Source organism: Methylorubrum populi (assembly GCA_036946625.1).
Lineage (GTDB): Bacteria > Pseudomonadota > Alphaproteobacteria > Rhizobiales > Beijerinckiaceae > Methylobacterium > Methylobacterium populi_C.
The window spans coordinates 1,147,081-1,164,192 of sequence record JAQIIU010000003.1; the positions used below are offsets into that span (position 1 = coordinate 1,147,081).

Here is a 17,112-nt window from a genome sequence, read left to right on the forward strand (position 1 = left end):
GACGGTTTCCGCCCATCCTGCATGGGCTGCAAGACAGCAAAGAGGGACCGCAAGACGGGAACGCCCGCCGCTCGGAAACGAGGGCGGGCGTCGAACGCGAGAGAAACCGCGAAAGGAAGCTTACTCGCCCTCGTCGTCCGTCTCGGTCGGCGGAGCCAGGTTCTCCAGGCCGCGCAGAAGGTCTTCCTCGCTCATGCGGTCGAACTGCACGTCCTTGTCGTCGGAGGACGACGGGGGCGCCACGGCCGCGGCGGCGGGCGAGCTCGACAGCAGCGGCACGGTCTCGGCCTCCGGCTCGTCCACCTCGACGTATTTCTGCATCGAGTGGATCAGTTGCTCCTTGAGATCCTCGGCCGTGATGGTCTCGTCACCGATCTCGCGCAGGGCCACGACCGGGTTCTTGTCGCGGTCGCGCTCGACCGTCAGCGGGGCGCCGGCGGCGAGCAGGCGGGCGCGGTGGCTGGCGAGCAGGACCAGCTCGAAGCGGTTCTCGACCTTCTCGATGCAGTCTTCGACGGTGACGCGAGCCATGCGAGGCGGCTCCTTCCTCAGGCGCGGGAACGAACGATGTGCGTGATGAACGGGCTACCTACACCGGATGCCGCCGCGCAACAAGCACCGGCTCGTCCGCCGACAGGGCCATCGCTTCGAGCGATGGCCCTGGGCTCACGTCCGGCCAGCCGCTGGGCGTCCGGGGCGAAGGCATCGCCCGATCGCGATCCAGCCTGAAATTCAAGTCGGCGCGGACGAGACCTGCGCCTCGACCCGCCGTGCGCGGCCCGCCTGTTGAGAATCCGTCCCTCTCGGTCCACATGGGAAGCGGTGCCGGTCGAACCCGGCACCGATCCCGGCCGGCCTTGAACCGGCGCCAGCGGACCCGAGGATTTTTCGACATGTTCATCCAGACCGAAGCGACGCCGAACCCCGCCACGCTCAAGTTCCTGCCCGGCCGCGTGGTCCTCACCGACGGCACGTTCGAGGCCCGCGACGCCGCGGGCGCCGAGCGCTCGCCGCTCGCGACCGCCCTGTTCGCGGTGCCCGGCGTCTCGGGCGTCTATTTCGGGCACGACTTCATCTCGGTCACCAAGGCCGACGGGGTGAACGAGTGGCCGCAGGTGAAGCCCGCCGTGCTCGGCGCGATCATGGACCACTTCCAGTCCGGCCGCCCGGTCCTGGCCGAAGGCACGACGCTGGCCGAGGACGATACGGAAGAGTTCTACGACGAGGCCGACCACGATACGGTCGCCACCATCAAGGATCTCCTGGAGACCCGCGTGCGCCCGGCGGTGGCGGGCGACGGCGGCGACATCACCTTCCGCGGCTACCGCGACGGCATCGTCTATCTCGAGATGAAGGGCGCCTGCTCCGGCTGCCCGTCCTCGACCGCCACCCTGCGGCAGGGCGTGCAGAACCTGTTCCGGCACTTCCTGCCCTCCGTGCGGGAAGTGCAGGCGGTCTGATTCCGGCCGCAACCGCGCTGGCAGCGGTGCAACACCGCCGCGCTTCCTGGGGAGGCCGGCGGTCGATGCGCTGACGAATGCAAAAGTTTCGTCCTAGAAAGAGCCGGACGGCGGTCGCTCCCGGCCCGCCGCCGGATGGAATCAGACGGTTTGCGGATCCTTGCCATCGATACGGCGCTCGAAGCCTGCGCGGCTTGCGTGGCCACCGACGACAGCGACGACCTGCTCGCCGAGGAGTCGATGGCGCTCGCGCGCGGCCATGCCGAGGCGCTGCTGCCGCTGATCGAGCGGGTGATGGCCCGGGTCGAGGGCGGCTTCGAAGGCCTCGCCCGCGTCGCGGTCACCGTCGGGCCGGGCAGCTATACCGGCCTTCGCGTCGGCCTCTCCGCCGCCCGCGCCATCGGGCTCGCCGCCGGCATCCCCGTGGTCGGCGTGACGACGCTGTCCGCCCTGCTCGCGCCCCAGCTCGCCCTCAACGCCGAGGACACCGTCGCCGCGGCGATCGATGCGCGCCACGGTGCCGTCTACCTCCAGGCGATGAGCGTGGCGGAGGGTGCGGTGATCCCGCCGCGCCACGTCTGCCTGGAGGAGGCGGTGAGCCTGCTCGGCCGGCGCCGGGCCATCCTCACCGGCTCCGGCGCCCCCGCGCTCGCCGCCGCGGCGGGGGCGGCGGGCCTCTCCGTCGAACTCGCCGAGACGGGGCCGCCGCAGATCGCCTGGGTCGCCTCCCTCGGGCTCGTGGCCGATCCGGAGCAGGCCCTGCCGCGCCCGCTCTACCTGCGCGGGCCGGACGCCCGGCCCCAGGACCATGCGAGGCTCGCCCGGGCATGACGCGGACCGTCGCTCCGTTCTGGCCGCTCGACTGGTGGTCCGCATGGTGGGACGCCTGGGGCTCGGTGCCCTACGTCGCGCCGTTGCGCGACGCGGGCCAAGCGAACGCGCTCGAAAAGCTGCACGCCACCGCCTTCGCCCGCCCCTGGGCCGCGCACGAATTCGAGCGGTTGCTGTGCGAGCGCTCCACCGAGGCGCACGCCCTGCGCCGGGGCAGCGCGCTGCTGGGCTTCGTGCTGTCGCGCAAGGCGGCGGACGAGGCCGAGATCCTGACCATCGTGCTGGCGCCCGCCGCCCGCGGCGGCGGCCATAGCCACCGGCTCCTGCGCGAGCACCTCACCGCGCTGACCTTCGCCGGCATCCGCACGGTCCATCTCGAGGTCGACGAGGGCAACGAGCCCGCGCTCAAGCTCTACGCGCGCCACGGCTTCGTGAAGGTCGGCGAGCGCAGGGGCTACTACCCGCTGCCCGACGGGAGCCGGGCGACGGCGCTCACCATGAGCGCGACCCTCTCGTGAGGTGCCGCGACGAGGCTTCCGCCCGATGACGCGGGCCGGCATCGGGGTGCGCCTGCTCGTCCAGGCGCTGGCCTTCCTGATCGTGATCGGGCCGCACTGGCTCAGCCTGCGCTTCGGCCGCGGGCGGCTCGCCGCGCGCATCCCGGTGCTGTTCCACCGGCTGTTCCTGCGCCTGTTCTCGGTGCGGGTGACGCAGAGCGGCACGCCGCCGCCGCCGGACGAGCCGGCCCTGGTCCTGTCCAACCACGTCTCCTGGCTGGACATCGTCGCCCTCGGTTCGCTGCGCCCGCTCTCCTTCGTGGCGAAGTCCGAGATCGCGGGCTGGCCGCTGATCGGGCCTCTCGCCAGGCTCCAGCGCACGGTCTTCATCGAGCGGGCCAAGCGCGCGGCCACCGCCAGCGTCAACGCCACGGTCGGGCGGCGGCTGGCCGGGGGCGACCTGATCGTGCTGTTTGCCGAAGGCACCACCGGCGACGGGTTGCGGCTGCTGCCGTTCCGCTCCTCCCTGGTCGGCGCCGCGAGGGCGGCGCTCGCCGCCGAGGCCGGCGGCCTCGCCCGCATCCGTCTCCAGCCCCTGGCGCTGAGCTACCTGCGCCGCAACGGCCTGCCGGTGACCCGCGCCGAGCGGCCGGAGATCGCGTGGTACGGCGACATGGACCTCGCGCCGCATCTGGCCCTGTTCGCCAACCGCGGCCCCCTCGACGTGCACATCGCCTGGGGTTCGGCCATCGCCTTCGAGGCCGCCACCGACCGCAAGGTCGCGACCGCGCAGGCCGAGGCCGCGGTGCGGCGCGCGTTGCGCGAGACCCGTCGCGGCGGGCCGCCCGCCCGGCCCGTGCCGGCCGCACCGAGGCCCACGGGAGAGGAGGCCGACGTCTCGGCGCCCGGCATCGCCGCGGTCTGAGCGCTCAACCCGGCAGCGGAAAGGTCGCCGCCTGCCCGTGGACGCCCCCGGCCTCGTCGACGAGTTGCCAGACCACGCCGTCGGTGACGGGGAAGCGCCGTCCGTCCCTGGCGACGCGAATCCCGGCATAGCCCGAGACGAAGCCGTCGCGGGCGACCGCATCGAGCAGGCGCTGCCGCTCGGCCCGTTCCGGCGCCTCCGCGGAGAGGCGCGACGGCATGCCGACGAACGCATCCCACGTGTAGCCGAAGGCGCTCTGCGCCGCCCGGTTGGCGTAGACGAAGAGCGGATCGGGGCTCGTGTCGTGCGCGAGCACCGCGAAGGGCGCCCCCGCGTAGAGCCAGCCCGGCCCGAGGCCCGGCTCGGGGACGAGCGGACGCCCGACGAGGTGCAGGAAGCTGCCGGTCAGAAGCGCGAAGAAGCGGGGATCGTCGGCGAGGGCCACGCGTGAACCGTCCGGGTTTCGCAACGGAATCGTGTCGGCGGACGAACCGTGCTACAGGGCCGCTCGAACGAAAAGTCCTGTAAAACACGCCGTCCGCCGACGGCAGGGTTGCGATCTTGAAGAAAGCCTACGTCAAGTCCTACGGCTGCCAGATGAACGCCTACGACGCCGGCCGCATGGCCGACGTGCTGGCGGCCGAGGGCTACAGCGCGACGGATTCGGTCGAGGAGGCCGACATCGTCGTCCTCAACACCTGCCACATCCGCGAGAAGGCCGCCGAGAAGGTCTATTCGGAACTCGGGCGCCTGCGCGTGCTCAAGGGCGAGCGGGCCGAGAGCGGCCGGGACACCCGCATCGTCGTGGCGGGCTGCGTCGCCCAGGCCGAGGGCCGCGAGATTCTCTCTCGCGCGCCGGCCGTCGACGTGGTGGTCGGCCCGCAGAGCTATCACCGCCTGCCGGACCTGCTGCGTCAATCGCGCGAGACACGCGTCGTCGACACCGAGTTCCCGGTCGAGGACAAGTTCGATCACCTGCCCGCCCGGCGCAACCGCGGCGTCACCGGCTTCCTCACGGTTCAGGAGGGCTGCGACAAGTTCTGCGCCTTCTGCGTGGTGCCCTATACCCGCGGCGCCGAGGTTTCGCGCTCGGTGGCGGCGGTGGTCGAGGAGGCGCGCCGTCTGGTCGAGGGCGGGGTGCGCGAGATCACCCTGATCGGCCAGAACGTGAACGCCTATCACGGCGAGGGGCCGGACGGAGCGCCCGCGACGCTCGGGCATCTCATGGACGCACTCGGCGCGGTGCCGGGCCTGCTGCGCCTGCGCTACACCACGAGCCACCCGAACGACTTCGCCGACGATCTCGTGCGCGCCCACGAAAGGAACCCGCTGGTGATGCCCTACCTGCACCTGCCGGTGCAGTCGGGCTCGGACCGCATCCTGCAGGCGATGAACCGGCGTCATACCGGCGACGCCTACCGCCGGCTGATCGAGCGCATCCGGAGCGCGCGGCCCGACATCGCCCTGTCCTCGGACTTCATCGTCGGATTCCCCGGCGAGACCGACGCCGACTTCGCCGACACGATGCGCCTCGTCTCCGACATCGGCTTTGCGGCGGCCTTCTCGTTCAAGTACAGCCCCCGCGCCGGCACGCCGGCGGCGGAGCGGGAGGACGCGGTGCCGGAGGCGGTGAAGACCGGGCGGCTCGCCGCCCTCCAGGAGCTTCTCGACGCGCAGCGCCACGCCTTCAACGCGGCCGCGGTCGGCACGGTCGCCGAGATCCTGGTCGAGAAGACCGGCCGGCATCCGGGGCAGGTCGCGGGCAAGACGCCCCATCTCCAGGCGGTGCAGTTCGACGCGCCGGCCGCAGTCATCGGCACCCTGGTGCCGGTGCGCATCACCCGGGCGGGTTCGAACAGCCTGTTCGGCGAGGTGCCGGAGGGTGCGGCAGCGGCGGCGTGACCTATATGAGGCGGACCACCATGCCGGAATTCTCGCGTGCCGATTGACGTTGCGTCCGCCCGTGGCCCCGCCGGCCGCAGCAACCGCCCTTCGACCGGGCGCCCGGGACTGGCCGAGACCGTCGAGGTGTCGCTGACCTTCGACGACAACCGCCTCGCCAGCCTCGTCTTCGGCCAGTACGACCAGAACGTCGCCCATATCGAGCGGCGCCTGGGCATCACCGGCACGGCGCTCGGCAACCACCTCGTCGTCAAGGGCACGCCGGAAGCCGCCGAGAAGGCGCGGCGCGTGTTCGAACGGCTCTACGCCCGGGTGCGGAAGGGCGGCACGGCCCTCACTCTCGGCGACGTCGATGGCGTGATCCAGGAGGTCACCGTCCAAGGCAACCTGTTCCCCTCGGCGGAAATCGTCGCCGACGACGGCCGCGAGCCGTTCGAGCAGATCGCCACCCGCAAGCGCGGCGCCGTTCGTGCCCGCAACGCCGCGCAGAGCGAGTACATCAAGGCCTTACGCGCCAACGAACTCGTCTTCGCCGAAGGCCCCGCCGGCACCGGCAAGACCTGGCTCGCGGTCGGCCACGCGGTCTCGCTGCTGGAGCAGGGCCATGCCGAGCGCCTGATCCTGTCGCGGCCCGCGGTCGAGGCCGGCGAGCGGCTCGGCTTCCTGCCCGGCGACATGCGCGAGAAGGTCGACCCGTATCTCCGCCCGATCTACGACGCGCTCTACGACTTCATGGAGGCGCGCCACGTCGACCGCGGCCTGCAGACCGGCATCATCGAGATCGCGCCGCTCGCCTTCATGCGCGGACGCACGCTCACCAACGCCGTGGTGCTGCTGGATGAAGCGCAGAACACCACCTCGATGCAGATGAAGATGTTCCTGACGCGGTTGGGCGAGAACTCGCGCATGATCGTCACCGGCGATCCGAGCCAGATCGACCTGCCGCCGGGCCAGAAATCGGGCCTCGTCGAGGCGGTCAACGTGCTCGACGGCGTCGAGGGCATCGGCCGGGTGCGCTTCCGCGACGTGGACGTGGTGCGCCACGACCTCGTGCGCCGCATCGTCACCGCCTACGAGGCCGCCGCCCACGGCGAGGCGGAGGCCGACCGCAACCCGAACCCGCGGCGCCGGCCGCTGGCGTGACCGCTGCCCCGACGTCATGAGCGACAACGAGATCGACATCGCCGTCGAGGATGCGCGCTGGGAACAGGCCGTCCCCGATCTGGAAACCTTCGTGGAGCGGGCGGTCGAGGCCGGGTTGGCGATTCTGCCCGATTCGGGTTCCGGCCCGGTCGAGGTGAGCGTGCTGCTGGCCGACGACGCCACCGTGCAGACCCTGAACCGCACGTGGCGCGGCAAGGATAAGCCCACCAACGTGCTGTCGTTTCCGGCCGCGGACGGGCCGCTCCAACCGGGCATGGCGCGCCCCTTGGGCGACGTCGTTCTTGCGTATGACACGCTCGTGCGCGAGAGTGCCGAGCAGTCGAAGCCGTTCGAGCACCATCTCGCCCACCTCCTCGTCCATGGCACCCTTCACCTTCTCGGACAGGACCATGAGACCGGCGAGGCCGAAGCCGATGCCATGGAAGCGCTCGAGATCGCCGCGCTGCGCAGCCTCGGCGTCCCGACCCCCTACGACGACTGATTCCCGGCACTCCCGCCGCATCCAACCCAGAGACCCATGACCAACGACCGAAGTCGCGGCGCGGCCCTGGCCGCGCCAGCCGCGGACGCCGAACCGCCCCCACGCGAGGCGTGGTACGATCGTCTGCTGAACGTCTTCCACCTGCGTCCGCGCGACTCCCTGCGCACCGGCATCGAAGAGGCCCTGGCCGAGCCCGACACGGGCGAGGACGCCTTCTCCCCGCTCGAACGGGCCATGCTCAAGAACGTGCTCGGCCTGCACAAGGTGCGGGTCGACGACGTGATGCTGCCCCGGGCCGACATCGTGGCGGTGGCCATCGACACCAGCCTCGGCGACCTGCTCAAGCTGTTCCGCACCGCCGGCCATTCGCGCCTGCCGGTCTACGGCGAGACCCTCGACGATCCTCGCGGCATGGTCCACATCCGCGATTTCGTGGAATACCTCGCCACCAGGGCGGAGGCCGCCCCGCGCCGCCCGGCGGCACAGCCCGCGGCGGCTGCGCCCGATGGCGCCAAGGCCGCCCCGCGTCCGCGCCGCGCGGCCTCGGCCCGGGGGGCGCTGCGCGGACTCGACCTCGGCAAGGTCGATCTGACCGCGACGCTGGCCTCCACCCGCATCCAGCGGCCCGTCCTGTTCGTGCCGCCCTCCATGCCGGCCATCGACCTGCTGGTGCGGATGCAGGCGACGCGCACCCACATGGCCCTGGTCATCGACGAGTACGGCGGCACCGACGGGCTGATCTCGATCGAGGACCTGATCGAGATGGTGGTCGGCGACATCGAGGACGAGCACGACGTGGCCGAGGGCCGGCTCGTCAACCGCGTCGAGGGCGAAGCGGAGGCCTATATCGCCGATGCCCGGGCCGGCCTCGCCGAGGTCTCGGAGGCCACCGGCGTCGATCTCGTCGCCGCGGTGGGCGAGATGGCCGAGGAGATCGACACCATCGGCGGCCTGATCGTCACGCTGGCCGGCCGGGTGCCGTCGCGCGGCGAGTTGATCGCCGGCCCCGGCGACATCGAGTTCGAGGTGCTCGACGCCGACCCCCGCCGGGTGAAGCGGCTCAGGCTCCAGCGCATGCCGGCCAGGATCGGGACGGTCGTGCCGCTCGCCCTGCCGCCGCCGCGCGCCGTGCCGCCCGACGCCGACACGGCGCAGGCCGCCGAATCCGGCCGGTAAGAGACCACGGCATGACCGTCACGCTCGGCCGCGCGCCCGGCGCCGGCACGCGCCCGGCCGCGGCGCGGATCGGTGTGCTCGAGGCGATCGCGCATCGGATCATCCTGAGCCAGGGCTGGATGCGGCTGGCGATCACCGTCGCCGCGGGGGCGCTGGGCGCGCTCGCCATGCCGCCCTACGGCCTGTTCCCGGCGCTCGTCGTGTCGCTCTGCGTCGCCGTCTGGCTGATCGACGGGGCGGCGGTCGCCGGCTCCGGCCGGCGCACGCTGCTCGTCTGCGCCGGCATCGGCTGGGCCTGGGGCTTCGGCTACTTCACCGCCGGCCTGTGGTGGCTCGGCGCGGCCTTCCTCGTCGAGGCGGACCAGTTCGCCTGGGCGATGCCGCTCGGCGTCGTCGGCCTGCCGGCGGGGCTCGCCCTGTTCTTCGCCGCGGGCTTTGCCGCCGCCCGCCTCGTCTGGTCGCGGGGTGCCGCCCGGATCGCGGCGCTGGCGTTCGGCCTCGCCGCCGCCGAGTGGCTGCGCGGCCATATCCTCACGGGCTTTCCCTGGAACACGCTCGGCATGGCGCTCGGGGGCAACCTCTGGACCATGCAGGCGGCCTCACTGGTCGGCCTCTACGGCCTGACCCTGATCGCGGTGCTCGTCGCCGCCGCGCCCGCGACGCTCGCCACCGGCGCGACGCCGCGGGCCCGGGTCGCGCCGACGCTGGCGGCACTGGTCCTGCTCGCGGGGCTTGCCGCCTACGGCGCGGGGCGCGTTCCCGCCGGGCCCGACTCGACCGTGGCCGGGGTGCGCCTGCGGCTGATCCAGCCGAACGTCCCGCAGGACGACAAGTTCGGCGTCGAGAACCGCAAGCGGATCGTCGGCAAGTACCTCGAACTGAGCGACCGGGCGGTCTCGCCCGACCGCACGGGCATCGCCGACGTCACCCACCTGATCTGGCCCGAATCGGCCTTCCCGTTCCTGATCCAGCGCGACCCGGAAGCCCTCGGGCGCATCGGCGCGGCGCTGCCCGAAGGCAAGCAGCTCGTCACCGGCGCCGCGCGGGTGCACGAACGCCCCGACGGCGAGCGCCTGACCCGCGAGAACGCGGTCTTCTTCAATTCCATCCTGACCATCGGCCCGGGCGGACGCATCGGCGACCTCTACGACAAGGTCCACCTCGTGCCCTTCGGCGAATACCTGCCGGGGCCGCTCGACGCGATCCTGCGGGCGGTGGGCCTGCGCCAGTTCGTCTCCATCCCCGGCGGCTTCACCGCGGGGGATCGCGCCGGCCAGCGCATCCTCGACGTGCCGGGCCTGCCGCCGGTCGCGGCCACGCTCTGCTACGAGGCGATCTTCCCCGGCGCGATCCTGCCGGCCGAGGGCGCGCCGAGGGGACCGGGCAGACTTCCCGGACTGATCCTGAACCTCACCAACGATGCGTGGTTCGGCGACACGCCCGGCCCGCGCCAGCACTTCGCGCAGGCCCGCCTGCGGGCGGTGGAGGAGGGCCTGCCGCTGGTGCGCGACGCCAACTCCGGCATCTCGGCGGTGGTCGACGCCCACGGCCGGGTGATCGCCGGCCTGCCGCTCGGCATCGAGGGCGTGCTCGATGCGAGCCTGCCCGAGCGGCTGCCCGGCCGCACCCTCTACGCCATCTTCGGTGATGCGCCGTTCGGGGCCGGGCTGATCGGCTGCCTCCTCGTCGCACTCGCCGCCCGGCGGCGGCGGACATGACGAACACGGAGGCGCGCCGGTCGCCGCCTCGGCGAGCCGCGCTGATCGCCGCCGCGGTGCTGGCGGCGGCCTTCAACCTGCGCCCGGCACTCTCCAGCGTCGGTCCGCTGCTCACCGGCATCCTCGCCGAGACCGGGCTTTCGGCGGCGGGGGCCGCGCTCCTCACCACCCTGCCGGTGCTCTGCCTCGGGTTGGGCGCCGGGCTCGGCCCCTGGATCATGCGCCGCATCGGCGCCGATGCCGGCGTGCTCGTCGGCCTCGGCGCGGTGGCCGCGGGGCTCGCCCTGCGCTGGCCGGGCAGCCTCGTCCTGCTGTTCGCGGGCTGCGCGCTCGCGGGCCTCGGCATCGGGCTCGCCAACGTGCTCCTGCCGGTGATGGTCAAGCGCGACTTTCCGGCTTCCGCCGGGCGCATGACCGGCCTCTACACGATGACGCTCTGCCTCGGCGCCGCCGCCGGCACCGGCTTCGGCGTCCCCCTGCGGGACGCACTCGGCGGCTGGGCGCCGGCGCTGGCCCTGTGGTGCCTGCCGGCGCTCGCCGCGATGCCGCTCTGGCTGCCGCTCGCCCGGCAGCGCCCGACGCCTCGCGCGCCGGGAATAGGATCCGGACAGGGGCCTGCGCCCCTGCGGCGCGACCCGCTGGCGTGGCAGGTCACCGGCTTCATGGGCCTGCAATCCTCGCTCGCCTACATCCTGTTCGGCTGGCTGCCGGCGGTGCTGGAGGGCAGGGGCCTCAGCCCGCTGGAGGCGGGCTTCGTCGCCTCGGTCGTGACCCTGGGCCAAGCCCCGGGCGCGCTGGTCATCGCCACGCTCGCCGCCCGGGCGCGGGATCAGCGCGGCTGGATCGCCGCCGTCCTCGTCGTCATCGTGGCGAGCTTCCTGCTCGCCGCCTTCGGCCCCGCTCCCCTGCTGATCCCGGCGGCCGTCGCCCTCGGGCTGGCGCTCGGCGGCTGCTTCGGGCTCGGGCTGACCGTGATCGTCCTGCGCGCGCCCGAGGCGGCCACCGCCGGATCGCTCTCGGCGATGGCGCAGGGCATCGGCTACACGCTCGCCGCCCTCGGCCCCCTCGGCTTCGGGCTGGCCCACGAAGGCAGCGGCGGCTGGGCTTGGCCCGCCGCCCTGTTCACCGGCATCGCGACCCTCTCCCTCGCCTGCGGCCTCGGCGCCGGCCGCGCCCGGCATGTCGGCCTGGGGCCGGGACGCCCCGCAGCGGTTTGACGAGCCGATGCCGGAATCTCTCGATCCGGCGTCCACGATCATCCGCGGCCCGAGACGGATGTCTCCCGCCTCCTATTGAAGTTCCGCACCTGGATGCAGACGCCGCCGCGGCATTCGGCCAATCCTGGCCGTTGGATCGACGGCCGTCATCGGACGTTTCGAACATGACGGCCGGTCATGCCGGCCCAAGCCCGACCTTGGCTTTACGCTCGACACACAGGAAATCGCAATGAAGCGCATATTCATGGCCTCGGCCGTCCTCGCGGGCGCGCTGGCCTACCTGCCTGTGACCGCCGACGCGCGCCCCGGCGGCGGCGCCCGCGGCGCGGGCGGCTTCGGTCGCGGCGGGCTTGTCAGTGGCGGCTTCCGTGGCGGTGGAATCGGCGGTGGCGGTTTCGCCGGCCGGCCCGGGATCGGTCGCGGCGGGTTTGCGGGCCGCCCCGGCTTCGGCAACGGCGTCGCCGGTGTGCGGCCCGGCTTCGGTGGCCGGGGCTGGTACGGCGGCAACCGCTGGCGCAATGCCGGCTTCCACCGCCGCGGTTACGGCTACGGCGGGCTAGGTCTCGGGCTCGGCCTTGCCGCCGGCGGTCTCTACGGCGCCTACGGCTATCCGGGCTACGGCTACGGTTACGACGACGGGTACTACGCGCCGGCCGGGTATTACGGCGCCGAGACGGTGACCACCGATGTCGCGCCCGGTGGCGGCGATGCCGCGGTGGCCGAGTGCGCCCGCCGGTTCAAGACCTACGATCCGCAGAGCCAGACCTACGTCGGCAAGGGCGGCGTGCGCCGCTCCTGCCCGTAAGGGTCCGGATGGGGAAGCTGCGCTTCGGCGCTTCCTCCACGGCAAAGAGAAACCCCGCCCGACCTCACGGTCGGGCGGGGTTTCTTTCACGTCAGCGGATCGCCGGCCTCAGTGTCTCTCACGAGACTCCCGCCGCGCTGTCGTCGTCAGGGCGAGAACGGTCAGTGACCGGGAGTTTCGTGAGGCGCTCTTACTCCGCGGCGACCTTCTGCGGGGCGTTGCCGCCCTCGGTGTAGGTCTCGGGCGAGAGACGCTTGTGCGGGGCGGCGCGGCCCGGCAGCGGCGGCAGGGCCTTGGCCTTCTCCAGGTCGATCCCGGCACCCTCGGCGACGCGGCGGCCGTAATCCTCGTCCGCGTGCCAGAAGTGCCAGACCATCCGAAGCCGGATGGCTTCCGGGCACTGCTTCATGTCGGCCACGAGGTTGGCGATCAGGTCCTCGCGCTCCCAGTCCTCGAAGGTCCGGTAGCGGTGACCCGCCTGGGCGTAGTCGTCCTCGGTGCGCGAGGTCTGGTAGCGGCCGAGATTGCCCGTGACCGGCTGGTGATACTCCTTGCGCTTCGGCGCCTCGGCGAGACCCTCGCCGAGCGTCGAGGGCTCGTAGTTGATGTGCCGGTTCGTCCCCGTGCCGTCGACGCCGTAGGCCATCTGGCCGTCGCGCTGGTTGGAAAAGACCTTCACGCCGGGCTGCGGCGCGTTGATCGGCAGTTGCAGGTAGTTGGCGCCGACGCGGTAGCGCTGCGTGTCCGAGTAGGACAGGGTCCGGCCCTGGAGCATCTTGTCGTCCGAGAAGTCGATGCCGTCCACGAGCACGCCGGTGCCGAAGGCCGACTGCTCGACCTCCGCGAAGAAGTTGTCCGGCACGCGGTCGAGCACCATGCGGCCGACCGGCAGCAACGGGAACTGGTCCTCGGGCCAGCGCTTCGTGTCGTCCAGCGGATCGAACGAGAGGTGGTCGTTCGGGCCGTCGGGCATGATCTGCACGCAGAATTCCCATTCGGGGAAGTTGCCGGCCTGGATGGTGTCGTAGAGGTCGCGCGTCGCGTGGCCGACATCCTTGGCCTGGATCTCGGAAGCCTGACCGGAGGTCAGGTTGCGGACGCCCTGCTTCGGCTGCCAGTGGAACTTGCAGAGCACTGCCTCGCCCCGGTCGTTGACCAGCTTGTAGGTGTTGACGCCCGAGCCTTCCATCTCGCGGTAGTTCGCCGGGATGCCCCACGGCGACTTCAGCCACGTCACCATGTGGATCGCTTCGGGGTGCTGCGCCACGAAGTCGAAGAAGCGCCACGCCTCCTGGCGGTTCGTCACCGGGTCCGGCTTGAACGCGTGGATCATGTCGGGGAACTTGATCGCGTCGCGGATGAAGAAGACCTTGAGGTTGTTGCCCACGAGGTCCCAGTTGCCCTCGACGGTCTTGAACTTCACCGCGAAGCCGCGCGGGTCGCGCTCGGTCTCAGGGCTCTCCTTGGCGCCGGCGACGGTGGAGAAGCGCACGAACATCGGCGTCTTCACGCCGGTCTCGTTGAGCACGCGGGCGCGGGTGTACTTGGAGGCCGGCTCGTCGCCGATCGTGCCGTAGGCCTCGAACCAGCCGTGGGCACCGGCGCCGCGGGCATGCACCACCCGCTCCGGAATGCGCTCGCGGTCGAAATGGGTGATCTTCTCGATGAACTGGTAGTTCTCGAGGGTCGCCGGGCCCCGCTCGCCGACCGTGCGCGTGCTCTGGTTGTCGCGGACCGGGTGGCCCTGGCGGGTGGTCAGAATCGGACGGTTCTCGCTCATGCGTCACTCTCTCCTTGGGAGGCAAGGGCTTCAGGGTGGATCGCTCGGCGCGTCCGCACAGCCTGGAACCATTCTGTTTCGGGGGTATGACCCAGGTATGACCCGTTGGCAAATGCATCGTCACAAACGTTGTGATAGATGTTTCCTATGAAATTCTCGGGCCTTTCCCTGCGCGATCTCGAATATGCCGTGGCGGTCGCCGACGAGGGGCATTTCGGCCGAGCCGCCGAACGCTGCAACGTGAGCCAGCCGACGCTCTCGGTGCAGGTGCGCAAACTGGAGAACGCGCTGGGGCTGGCCTTGTTCGAACGCTCCAACCGCCGCGTGCTGCTGACCGTGGCGGGGCAGGGAATCGTGCGGCAGGCCCGCGTCGTGCTGGCGGAGGCGCAGCGCCTGCTGGCGCTCGCGGTCGAGGGGCGCGGCTCGCCGCTCACCGGCCGGCTCGTGCTCGCCGCGATCCAGACGCTCGGGCCCTACTACTTCCCCCTGGTCCTGCGCCTGCTGCGCCAGGAATTTCCGCTGCTGACCCTGGCGCTCTCCGAGGCGCGCACCGCCGAGATCCTCGACGGCCTGCGCGACGGGCGCATCGACGCGGCCCTGATCTCCCTGCCGGTGGCGGCCTCCGGGCTCACGGTCTCGCCGCTCTTCGTCGAGCCGTTCCGGCTCGCCTGCCCGGCCGATCATCCGCTCGCCCAGGGCGCACCGCCGCGGGCGGAAAAGATCGGGGGGCCGGATCTGCTGCTTCTGGACGAGGGCAACTGCCTGCGCGACCAGACCATCGCCGCCTGCGGCACCCTGCGGGCGGGCGGGCGCCATGCCACCAGCCTGGAGACCCTGCGCTCGATGGTGGCGGCGGGCGCCGGCTACACCCTGATCCCGGCTCTGGCCGTCCCCTCCGGCCCCGATCCGAGCGGGCTCACGGTGATGCGCCCGTTCGAGGGGGAGGGGCCCGGCCGCACCGTCGCCCTGGCGTGGCGCTCCAGCGACCCCCGCGCGGCGGGCCTCGCGCACCTGGCCGCCTTCTTCCGGGCCCACGCCCCGCCGAGCACCGCCGCCTGCCGGGAGGACGCCGTGCCCGTCGCCCGGCGTGACAGCCGCGCCGAAGCGGTGTAGCGGCGGGCGCGTCGCATCCGCGCCCTCCGCGCGAGAAAACAGCCCGCCTTGTCCCACCGCCACCCGATCGTGCGCTGGACGGCGCTCGCCGCCGCCTCGGCCGTCCTCGCCTACGGCCTGACCCGGGCGCATTTCCCCGCCGCCCTGCTGCTCGGGCCGATGCTGGCCGCGATCACCTTCGGCCTGCGCGGAGCCGGGCTCGCGCTGCCGCGCCCGCTGTTCCTGGCGGCGCAGGCCGTGATCGGCTGCCTCGTCGCCCGCGCGGCGACGGCCGAGATCGCCGCGACCTTGCGCGAGGACGGGCCGATCATCCTGGCGGTGGTCGGCGTGACCGTGGCGGCGGGCGCCCTGACCGGATTGGCGCTGACGCGGCTGCGAGTGCTGCCCGGCACGACGGCCGCCTGGGGCTCCTCGCCGGGAGGTGCCGCCGCGATGGTGGCGATGGCCGAGGCGTACGGCGCCGATCCCCGGCTCGTCGCCTTCATGCAATACGTGCGGGTCGCCGCCGTGGTGCTCTCGGCCTCGCTCGCCGCGCGGCTCCTCACCGAGGCCGGCGGCGGTGCCGGCGAGCCGGCGCAGGAGGCCTCCTGGACCTGGGCCGGCCTCCTCGCCACCGCCGCGGTCGCCCTCGCCGGCGCCGGGCTCGCGGCGCTGGTGCGCCTGCCCTCCGCGCCCCTGATCGGGCCGATGCTGCTCGGCGCCGGCCTGCACGCCACGGGCCTGCTCGACATCGCGCTGCCCGTCCCGGTGCTCGATGCCGCCTACGCGGTGATCGGCTGGTATGTCGGCCTGCGCTTCACCCGCCGGACCCTGGAGGCGACGCTCCATGCCCTGCCCGGCGTCCTCACGGCCACGGTCGCGATCATCGCCCTGTGCGCCGCCTGGGCCTGGGGCCTCACCGGCCTGCTGCCGATCGACTACCTCACCGCCTTCCTGGCCACGAGCCCCGGCGGGCTCGATTCGGTGGCGATCATCGCGGTCGGCTCGAAGGCCGACATCTCCTTCGTGCTCGCGGTGCAGACCCTGCGGCTGTTCGTGGTGCTGGTGACCGGGCCGATCCTGGCCAGGTGGATCGCCCGCGCCGCGCCGGAGGGACAGGCCGGGGAACGGAACGGGGGACGCGGAGCGTGATCGCGCTCTACCACGCCTTCCTCAACTCCTGGCGCGGCCTCGTCTTCGGTGCCCGCACCGAACGGGCGATCCGGCTCGAACTCGTGCTGCTGGCGCTCGGCCTGCCCGCCGCGCTCGTGCTCGGCGGGACGCTGTGGGTGCGGGTGGCGCTGCTCGCGAGCCTGATGCTGATGCTCGCGGCGGAGTTCCTCAACACGGCGATCGAGAAGCTGTGCGACCACCTGCATCCGGACCGGCACGCCCGGATCGGCATCGTCAAGGATCTGGCCTCGGCGGGCGCGTTCCTGGCGCAGGCCATCGCCGCCCTGGTCTGGACCGCGGCGCTCATCGATAGGTTCTGAAGCGTTGTCCGACCCCGGCTCGGCGACGGTCCTGCTCGCTCCGGACCGCCCGGCCGAGGCGATCGATCGGGCAGGCATGAAGCGCCGAGAGGCCGAGCTGCAGCACGCTGTTCACCATGCCGGGATAGGCGCCAGCGCCGGGAGCGCGACCGAGAGAAGGCGGCTCATCGATCCTCCGTCTCTTTCCAGAGGGCCCAGGCCCCCGAGAACACCATCGCCCCGATCAGCAGCCGCATGCCCGTATGGCCGATCCGTTCGACGAGCCAGGCATGGGTGGTCACGAGGCTCAGATCCAGAATCCAGCCCCAGGCGGTGATGACCACCGCGACAGCGAGGACGACGAGGAGCTTGGCCCAGACCGGCATGGACGAGGCGCTAGCACGTTTGTGCAGGTGCGCCGAGCGACCGAGGGGGCACTCCGCCGCAAGTCCTCAAAAAATGCCGCGACATCCGATATGTCCGCTCGACCCTGCAAACGGCAGGATGGTGCTGGTCCGATCTCGCGCCATCGCTGTCGTCCGACGCCGCCGGCCGAAACCAACCGCGGTGATGCGGCGGCTTGCGGCGGGTT

At 72.2% G+C, this 17,112-nt stretch carries 18 protein-coding genes; 14 read left to right on the plus strand and 4 right to left on the minus strand.

The genetic code is table 11. The features are described from left to right. Positions 1 to 120 precede the first annotated feature (120 nt). Positions 121 to 531, minus strand: a complete 411-nt coding sequence (rpoZ, locus tag PGN25_16780; GenBank protein MEH3119191.1) for a DNA-directed RNA polymerase subunit omega — start codon at positions 529 to 531, stop codon at positions 121 to 123. Positions 532 to 893: 362 nt separating this feature from the next. On the opposite strand from rpoZ, the gene PGN25_16785 reads away from it, so the two are divergent. From PGN25_16785 to PGN25_16800, 4 genes are all read left to right on the plus strand, one after another. Next, on the plus strand, positions 894 to 1,460 hold the full coding sequence (locus PGN25_16785) for a NifU family protein (GenBank protein MEH3119192.1): 567 nt from the start codon (positions 894 to 896) through the stop codon (positions 1,458 to 1,460). A gap of 150 nt (positions 1,461 to 1,610) precedes the next feature. After that, on the plus strand, positions 1,611 to 2,291 hold the full coding sequence (tsaB, locus tag PGN25_16790) for a tRNA (adenosine(37)-N6)-threonylcarbamoyltransferase complex dimerization subunit type 1 TsaB (GenBank protein ID MEH3119193.1): 681 nt from the start codon (positions 1,611 to 1,613) through the stop codon (positions 2,289 to 2,291). Next, positions 2,288 to 2,809 (plus strand): GNAT family N-acetyltransferase, encoded by a 522-nt coding sequence (locus tag PGN25_16795; GenBank protein MEH3119194.1) that lies wholly within the window; start codon positions 2,288 to 2,290, stop codon positions 2,807 to 2,809. Before tsaB ends, PGN25_16795 begins: the two co-directional genes overlap by 4 nt. Positions 2,810 to 2,834: 25 nt before the next feature. After that, positions 2,835 to 3,713 carry a lysophospholipid acyltransferase family protein gene (locus tag PGN25_16800; GenBank protein MEH3119195.1) on the plus strand — a complete coding sequence of 293 codons (879 nt, stop codon included), beginning with the start codon at positions 2,835 to 2,837 and terminating at the stop codon, positions 3,711 to 3,713. Positions 3,714 to 3,717: 4 nt separating this feature from the next. Here the strand turns inward: PGN25_16800 and PGN25_16805 are convergent, their stop codons facing one another. Next, positions 3,718 to 4,158 (minus strand): MEKHLA domain-containing protein, encoded by a 441-nt coding sequence (locus PGN25_16805; protein ID MEH3119196.1) that lies wholly within the window; start codon positions 4,156 to 4,158, stop codon positions 3,718 to 3,720. A 116-nt stretch (positions 4,159 to 4,274) separates the two neighbouring features. On the opposite strand from PGN25_16805, the gene miaB reads away from it, so the two are divergent. From miaB to PGN25_16840, 7 genes are all read left to right on the plus strand, one after another. Continuing rightward, a complete protein-coding gene (gene miaB / locus PGN25_16810) occupies positions 4,275 to 5,615 on the plus strand; it encodes a tRNA (N6-isopentenyl adenosine(37)-C2)-methylthiotransferase MiaB (protein ID MEH3119197.1) in 1,341 nt (446 codons plus the stop codon). 36 nt (positions 5,616 to 5,651) lie between these two features. Then, a complete protein-coding gene (locus PGN25_16815) occupies positions 5,652 to 6,758 on the plus strand; it encodes a PhoH family protein (GenBank protein MEH3119198.1) in 1,107 nt (368 codons plus the stop codon). Between the two features lie 16 nt (positions 6,759 to 6,774). Continuing rightward, the gene (gene ybeY, locus PGN25_16820) at positions 6,775 to 7,260 is read left to right on the plus strand and encodes an rRNA maturation RNase YbeY (protein MEH3119199.1); all 486 of its coding nucleotides are present in this window, start codon (positions 6,775 to 6,777) and stop codon (positions 7,258 to 7,260) included. A gap of 36 nt (positions 7,261 to 7,296) precedes the next feature. After that, positions 7,297 to 8,436, plus strand: coding sequence for a hemolysin family protein (locus PGN25_16825; protein MEH3119200.1), 1,140 nt, complete (start codon positions 7,297 to 7,299; stop codon positions 8,434 to 8,436). Between the two features lie 11 nt (positions 8,437 to 8,447). Then, positions 8,448 to 10,154, plus strand: a complete 1,707-nt coding sequence (gene lnt, locus PGN25_16830) for an apolipoprotein N-acyltransferase (GenBank protein ID MEH3119201.1) — start codon at positions 8,448 to 8,450, stop codon at positions 10,152 to 10,154. Then, a complete protein-coding gene (locus PGN25_16835) occupies positions 10,151 to 11,371 on the plus strand; it encodes an MFS transporter (GenBank protein ID MEH3119202.1) in 1,221 nt (406 codons plus the stop codon). The genes lnt and PGN25_16835 overlap by 4 nt, the downstream gene beginning before the upstream one ends. Positions 11,372 to 11,600: 229 nt before the next feature. Then, positions 11,601 to 12,176, plus strand: coding sequence for a BA14K family protein (locus PGN25_16840; protein MEH3119203.1), 576 nt, complete (start codon positions 11,601 to 11,603; stop codon positions 12,174 to 12,176). Between the two features lie 190 nt (positions 12,177 to 12,366). On the opposite strand, the gene PGN25_16845 is transcribed toward PGN25_16840, so the two are convergent. Further along, positions 12,367 to 13,956 (minus strand): catalase, encoded by a 1,590-nt coding sequence (locus PGN25_16845; protein MEH3119204.1) that lies wholly within the window; start codon positions 13,954 to 13,956, stop codon positions 12,367 to 12,369. A gap of 147 nt (positions 13,957 to 14,103) precedes the next feature. Between PGN25_16845 and PGN25_16850 the strand changes: the two genes are divergently transcribed. From PGN25_16850 to PGN25_16860, 3 genes are read left to right on the plus strand one after another with little or no spacing between them, the layout of a single operon-like run. Further along, positions 14,104 to 15,069 carry a LysR substrate-binding domain-containing protein gene (locus PGN25_16850; GenBank protein MEH3119205.1) on the plus strand — a complete coding sequence of 322 codons (966 nt, stop codon included), beginning with the start codon at positions 14,104 to 14,106 and terminating at the stop codon, positions 15,067 to 15,069. A gap of 48 nt (positions 15,070 to 15,117) precedes the next feature. Continuing rightward, positions 15,118 to 16,200 carry an AbrB family transcriptional regulator gene (locus PGN25_16855; protein ID MEH3119206.1) on the plus strand — a complete coding sequence of 361 codons (1,083 nt, stop codon included), beginning with the start codon at positions 15,118 to 15,120 and terminating at the stop codon, positions 16,198 to 16,200. Next, complete coding sequence (locus PGN25_16860; GenBank protein MEH3119207.1) at positions 16,197 to 16,541, plus strand: diacylglycerol kinase; 345 nt, start codon at positions 16,197 to 16,199, stop codon at positions 16,539 to 16,541. Before PGN25_16855 ends, PGN25_16860 begins: the two co-directional genes overlap by 4 nt. Before the next feature lie 164 nt (positions 16,542 to 16,705). On the opposite strand, the gene PGN25_16865 is transcribed toward PGN25_16860, so the two are convergent. Further along, positions 16,706 to 16,906, minus strand: coding sequence for a hypothetical protein (locus tag PGN25_16865; GenBank protein MEH3119208.1), 201 nt, complete (start codon positions 16,904 to 16,906; stop codon positions 16,706 to 16,708). Positions 16,907 to 17,112 lie beyond the last annotated feature (206 nt).

Excerpts from the sequence above, each read along its gene's own strand:
- PGN25_16840 (MEH3119203.1), top strand. The coding sequence starts at position 11,601 with ATGAAGCGCATATTCATGGCCTCGGCCGTCCTCGCGGGCGCGCTGGCC.
- PGN25_16800 (MEH3119195.1), top strand. The coding sequence starts at position 2,835 with ATGACGCGGGCCGGCATCGGGGTGCGCCTGCTCGTCCAGGCGCTGGCC.
- rpoZ (MEH3119191.1), bottom strand. The coding sequence starts at position 531 with ATGGCTCGCGTCACCGTCGAAGACTGCATCGAGAAGGTCGAGAACCGC.
- PGN25_16835 (MEH3119202.1), top strand. The coding sequence starts at position 10,151 with ATGACGAACACGGAGGCGCGCCGGTCGCCGCCTCGGCGAGCCGCGCTG.
- PGN25_16795 (MEH3119194.1), top strand. The coding sequence starts at position 2,288 with ATGACGCGGACCGTCGCTCCGTTCTGGCCGCTCGACTGGTGGTCCGCA.
- PGN25_16865 (MEH3119208.1), bottom strand. The coding sequence starts at position 16,906 with ATGCCGGTCTGGGCCAAGCTCCTCGTCGTCCTCGCTGTCGCGGTGGTC.
- PGN25_16845 (MEH3119204.1), bottom strand. The coding sequence starts at position 13,956 with ATGAGCGAGAACCGTCCGATTCTGACCACCCGCCAGGGCCACCCGGTC.
- ybeY (MEH3119199.1), top strand. The coding sequence starts at position 6,775 with ATGAGCGACAACGAGATCGACATCGCCGTCGAGGATGCGCGCTGGGAA.
- PGN25_16850 (MEH3119205.1), top strand. The coding sequence starts at position 14,104 with ATGAAATTCTCGGGCCTTTCCCTGCGCGATCTCGAATATGCCGTGGCG.
- lnt (MEH3119201.1), top strand. The coding sequence starts at position 8,448 with ATGACCGTCACGCTCGGCCGCGCGCCCGGCGCCGGCACGCGCCCGGCC.
- PGN25_16785 (MEH3119192.1), top strand. The coding sequence starts at position 894 with ATGTTCATCCAGACCGAAGCGACGCCGAACCCCGCCACGCTCAAGTTC.
- PGN25_16825 (MEH3119200.1), top strand. The coding sequence starts at position 7,297 with ATGACCAACGACCGAAGTCGCGGCGCGGCCCTGGCCGCGCCAGCCGCG.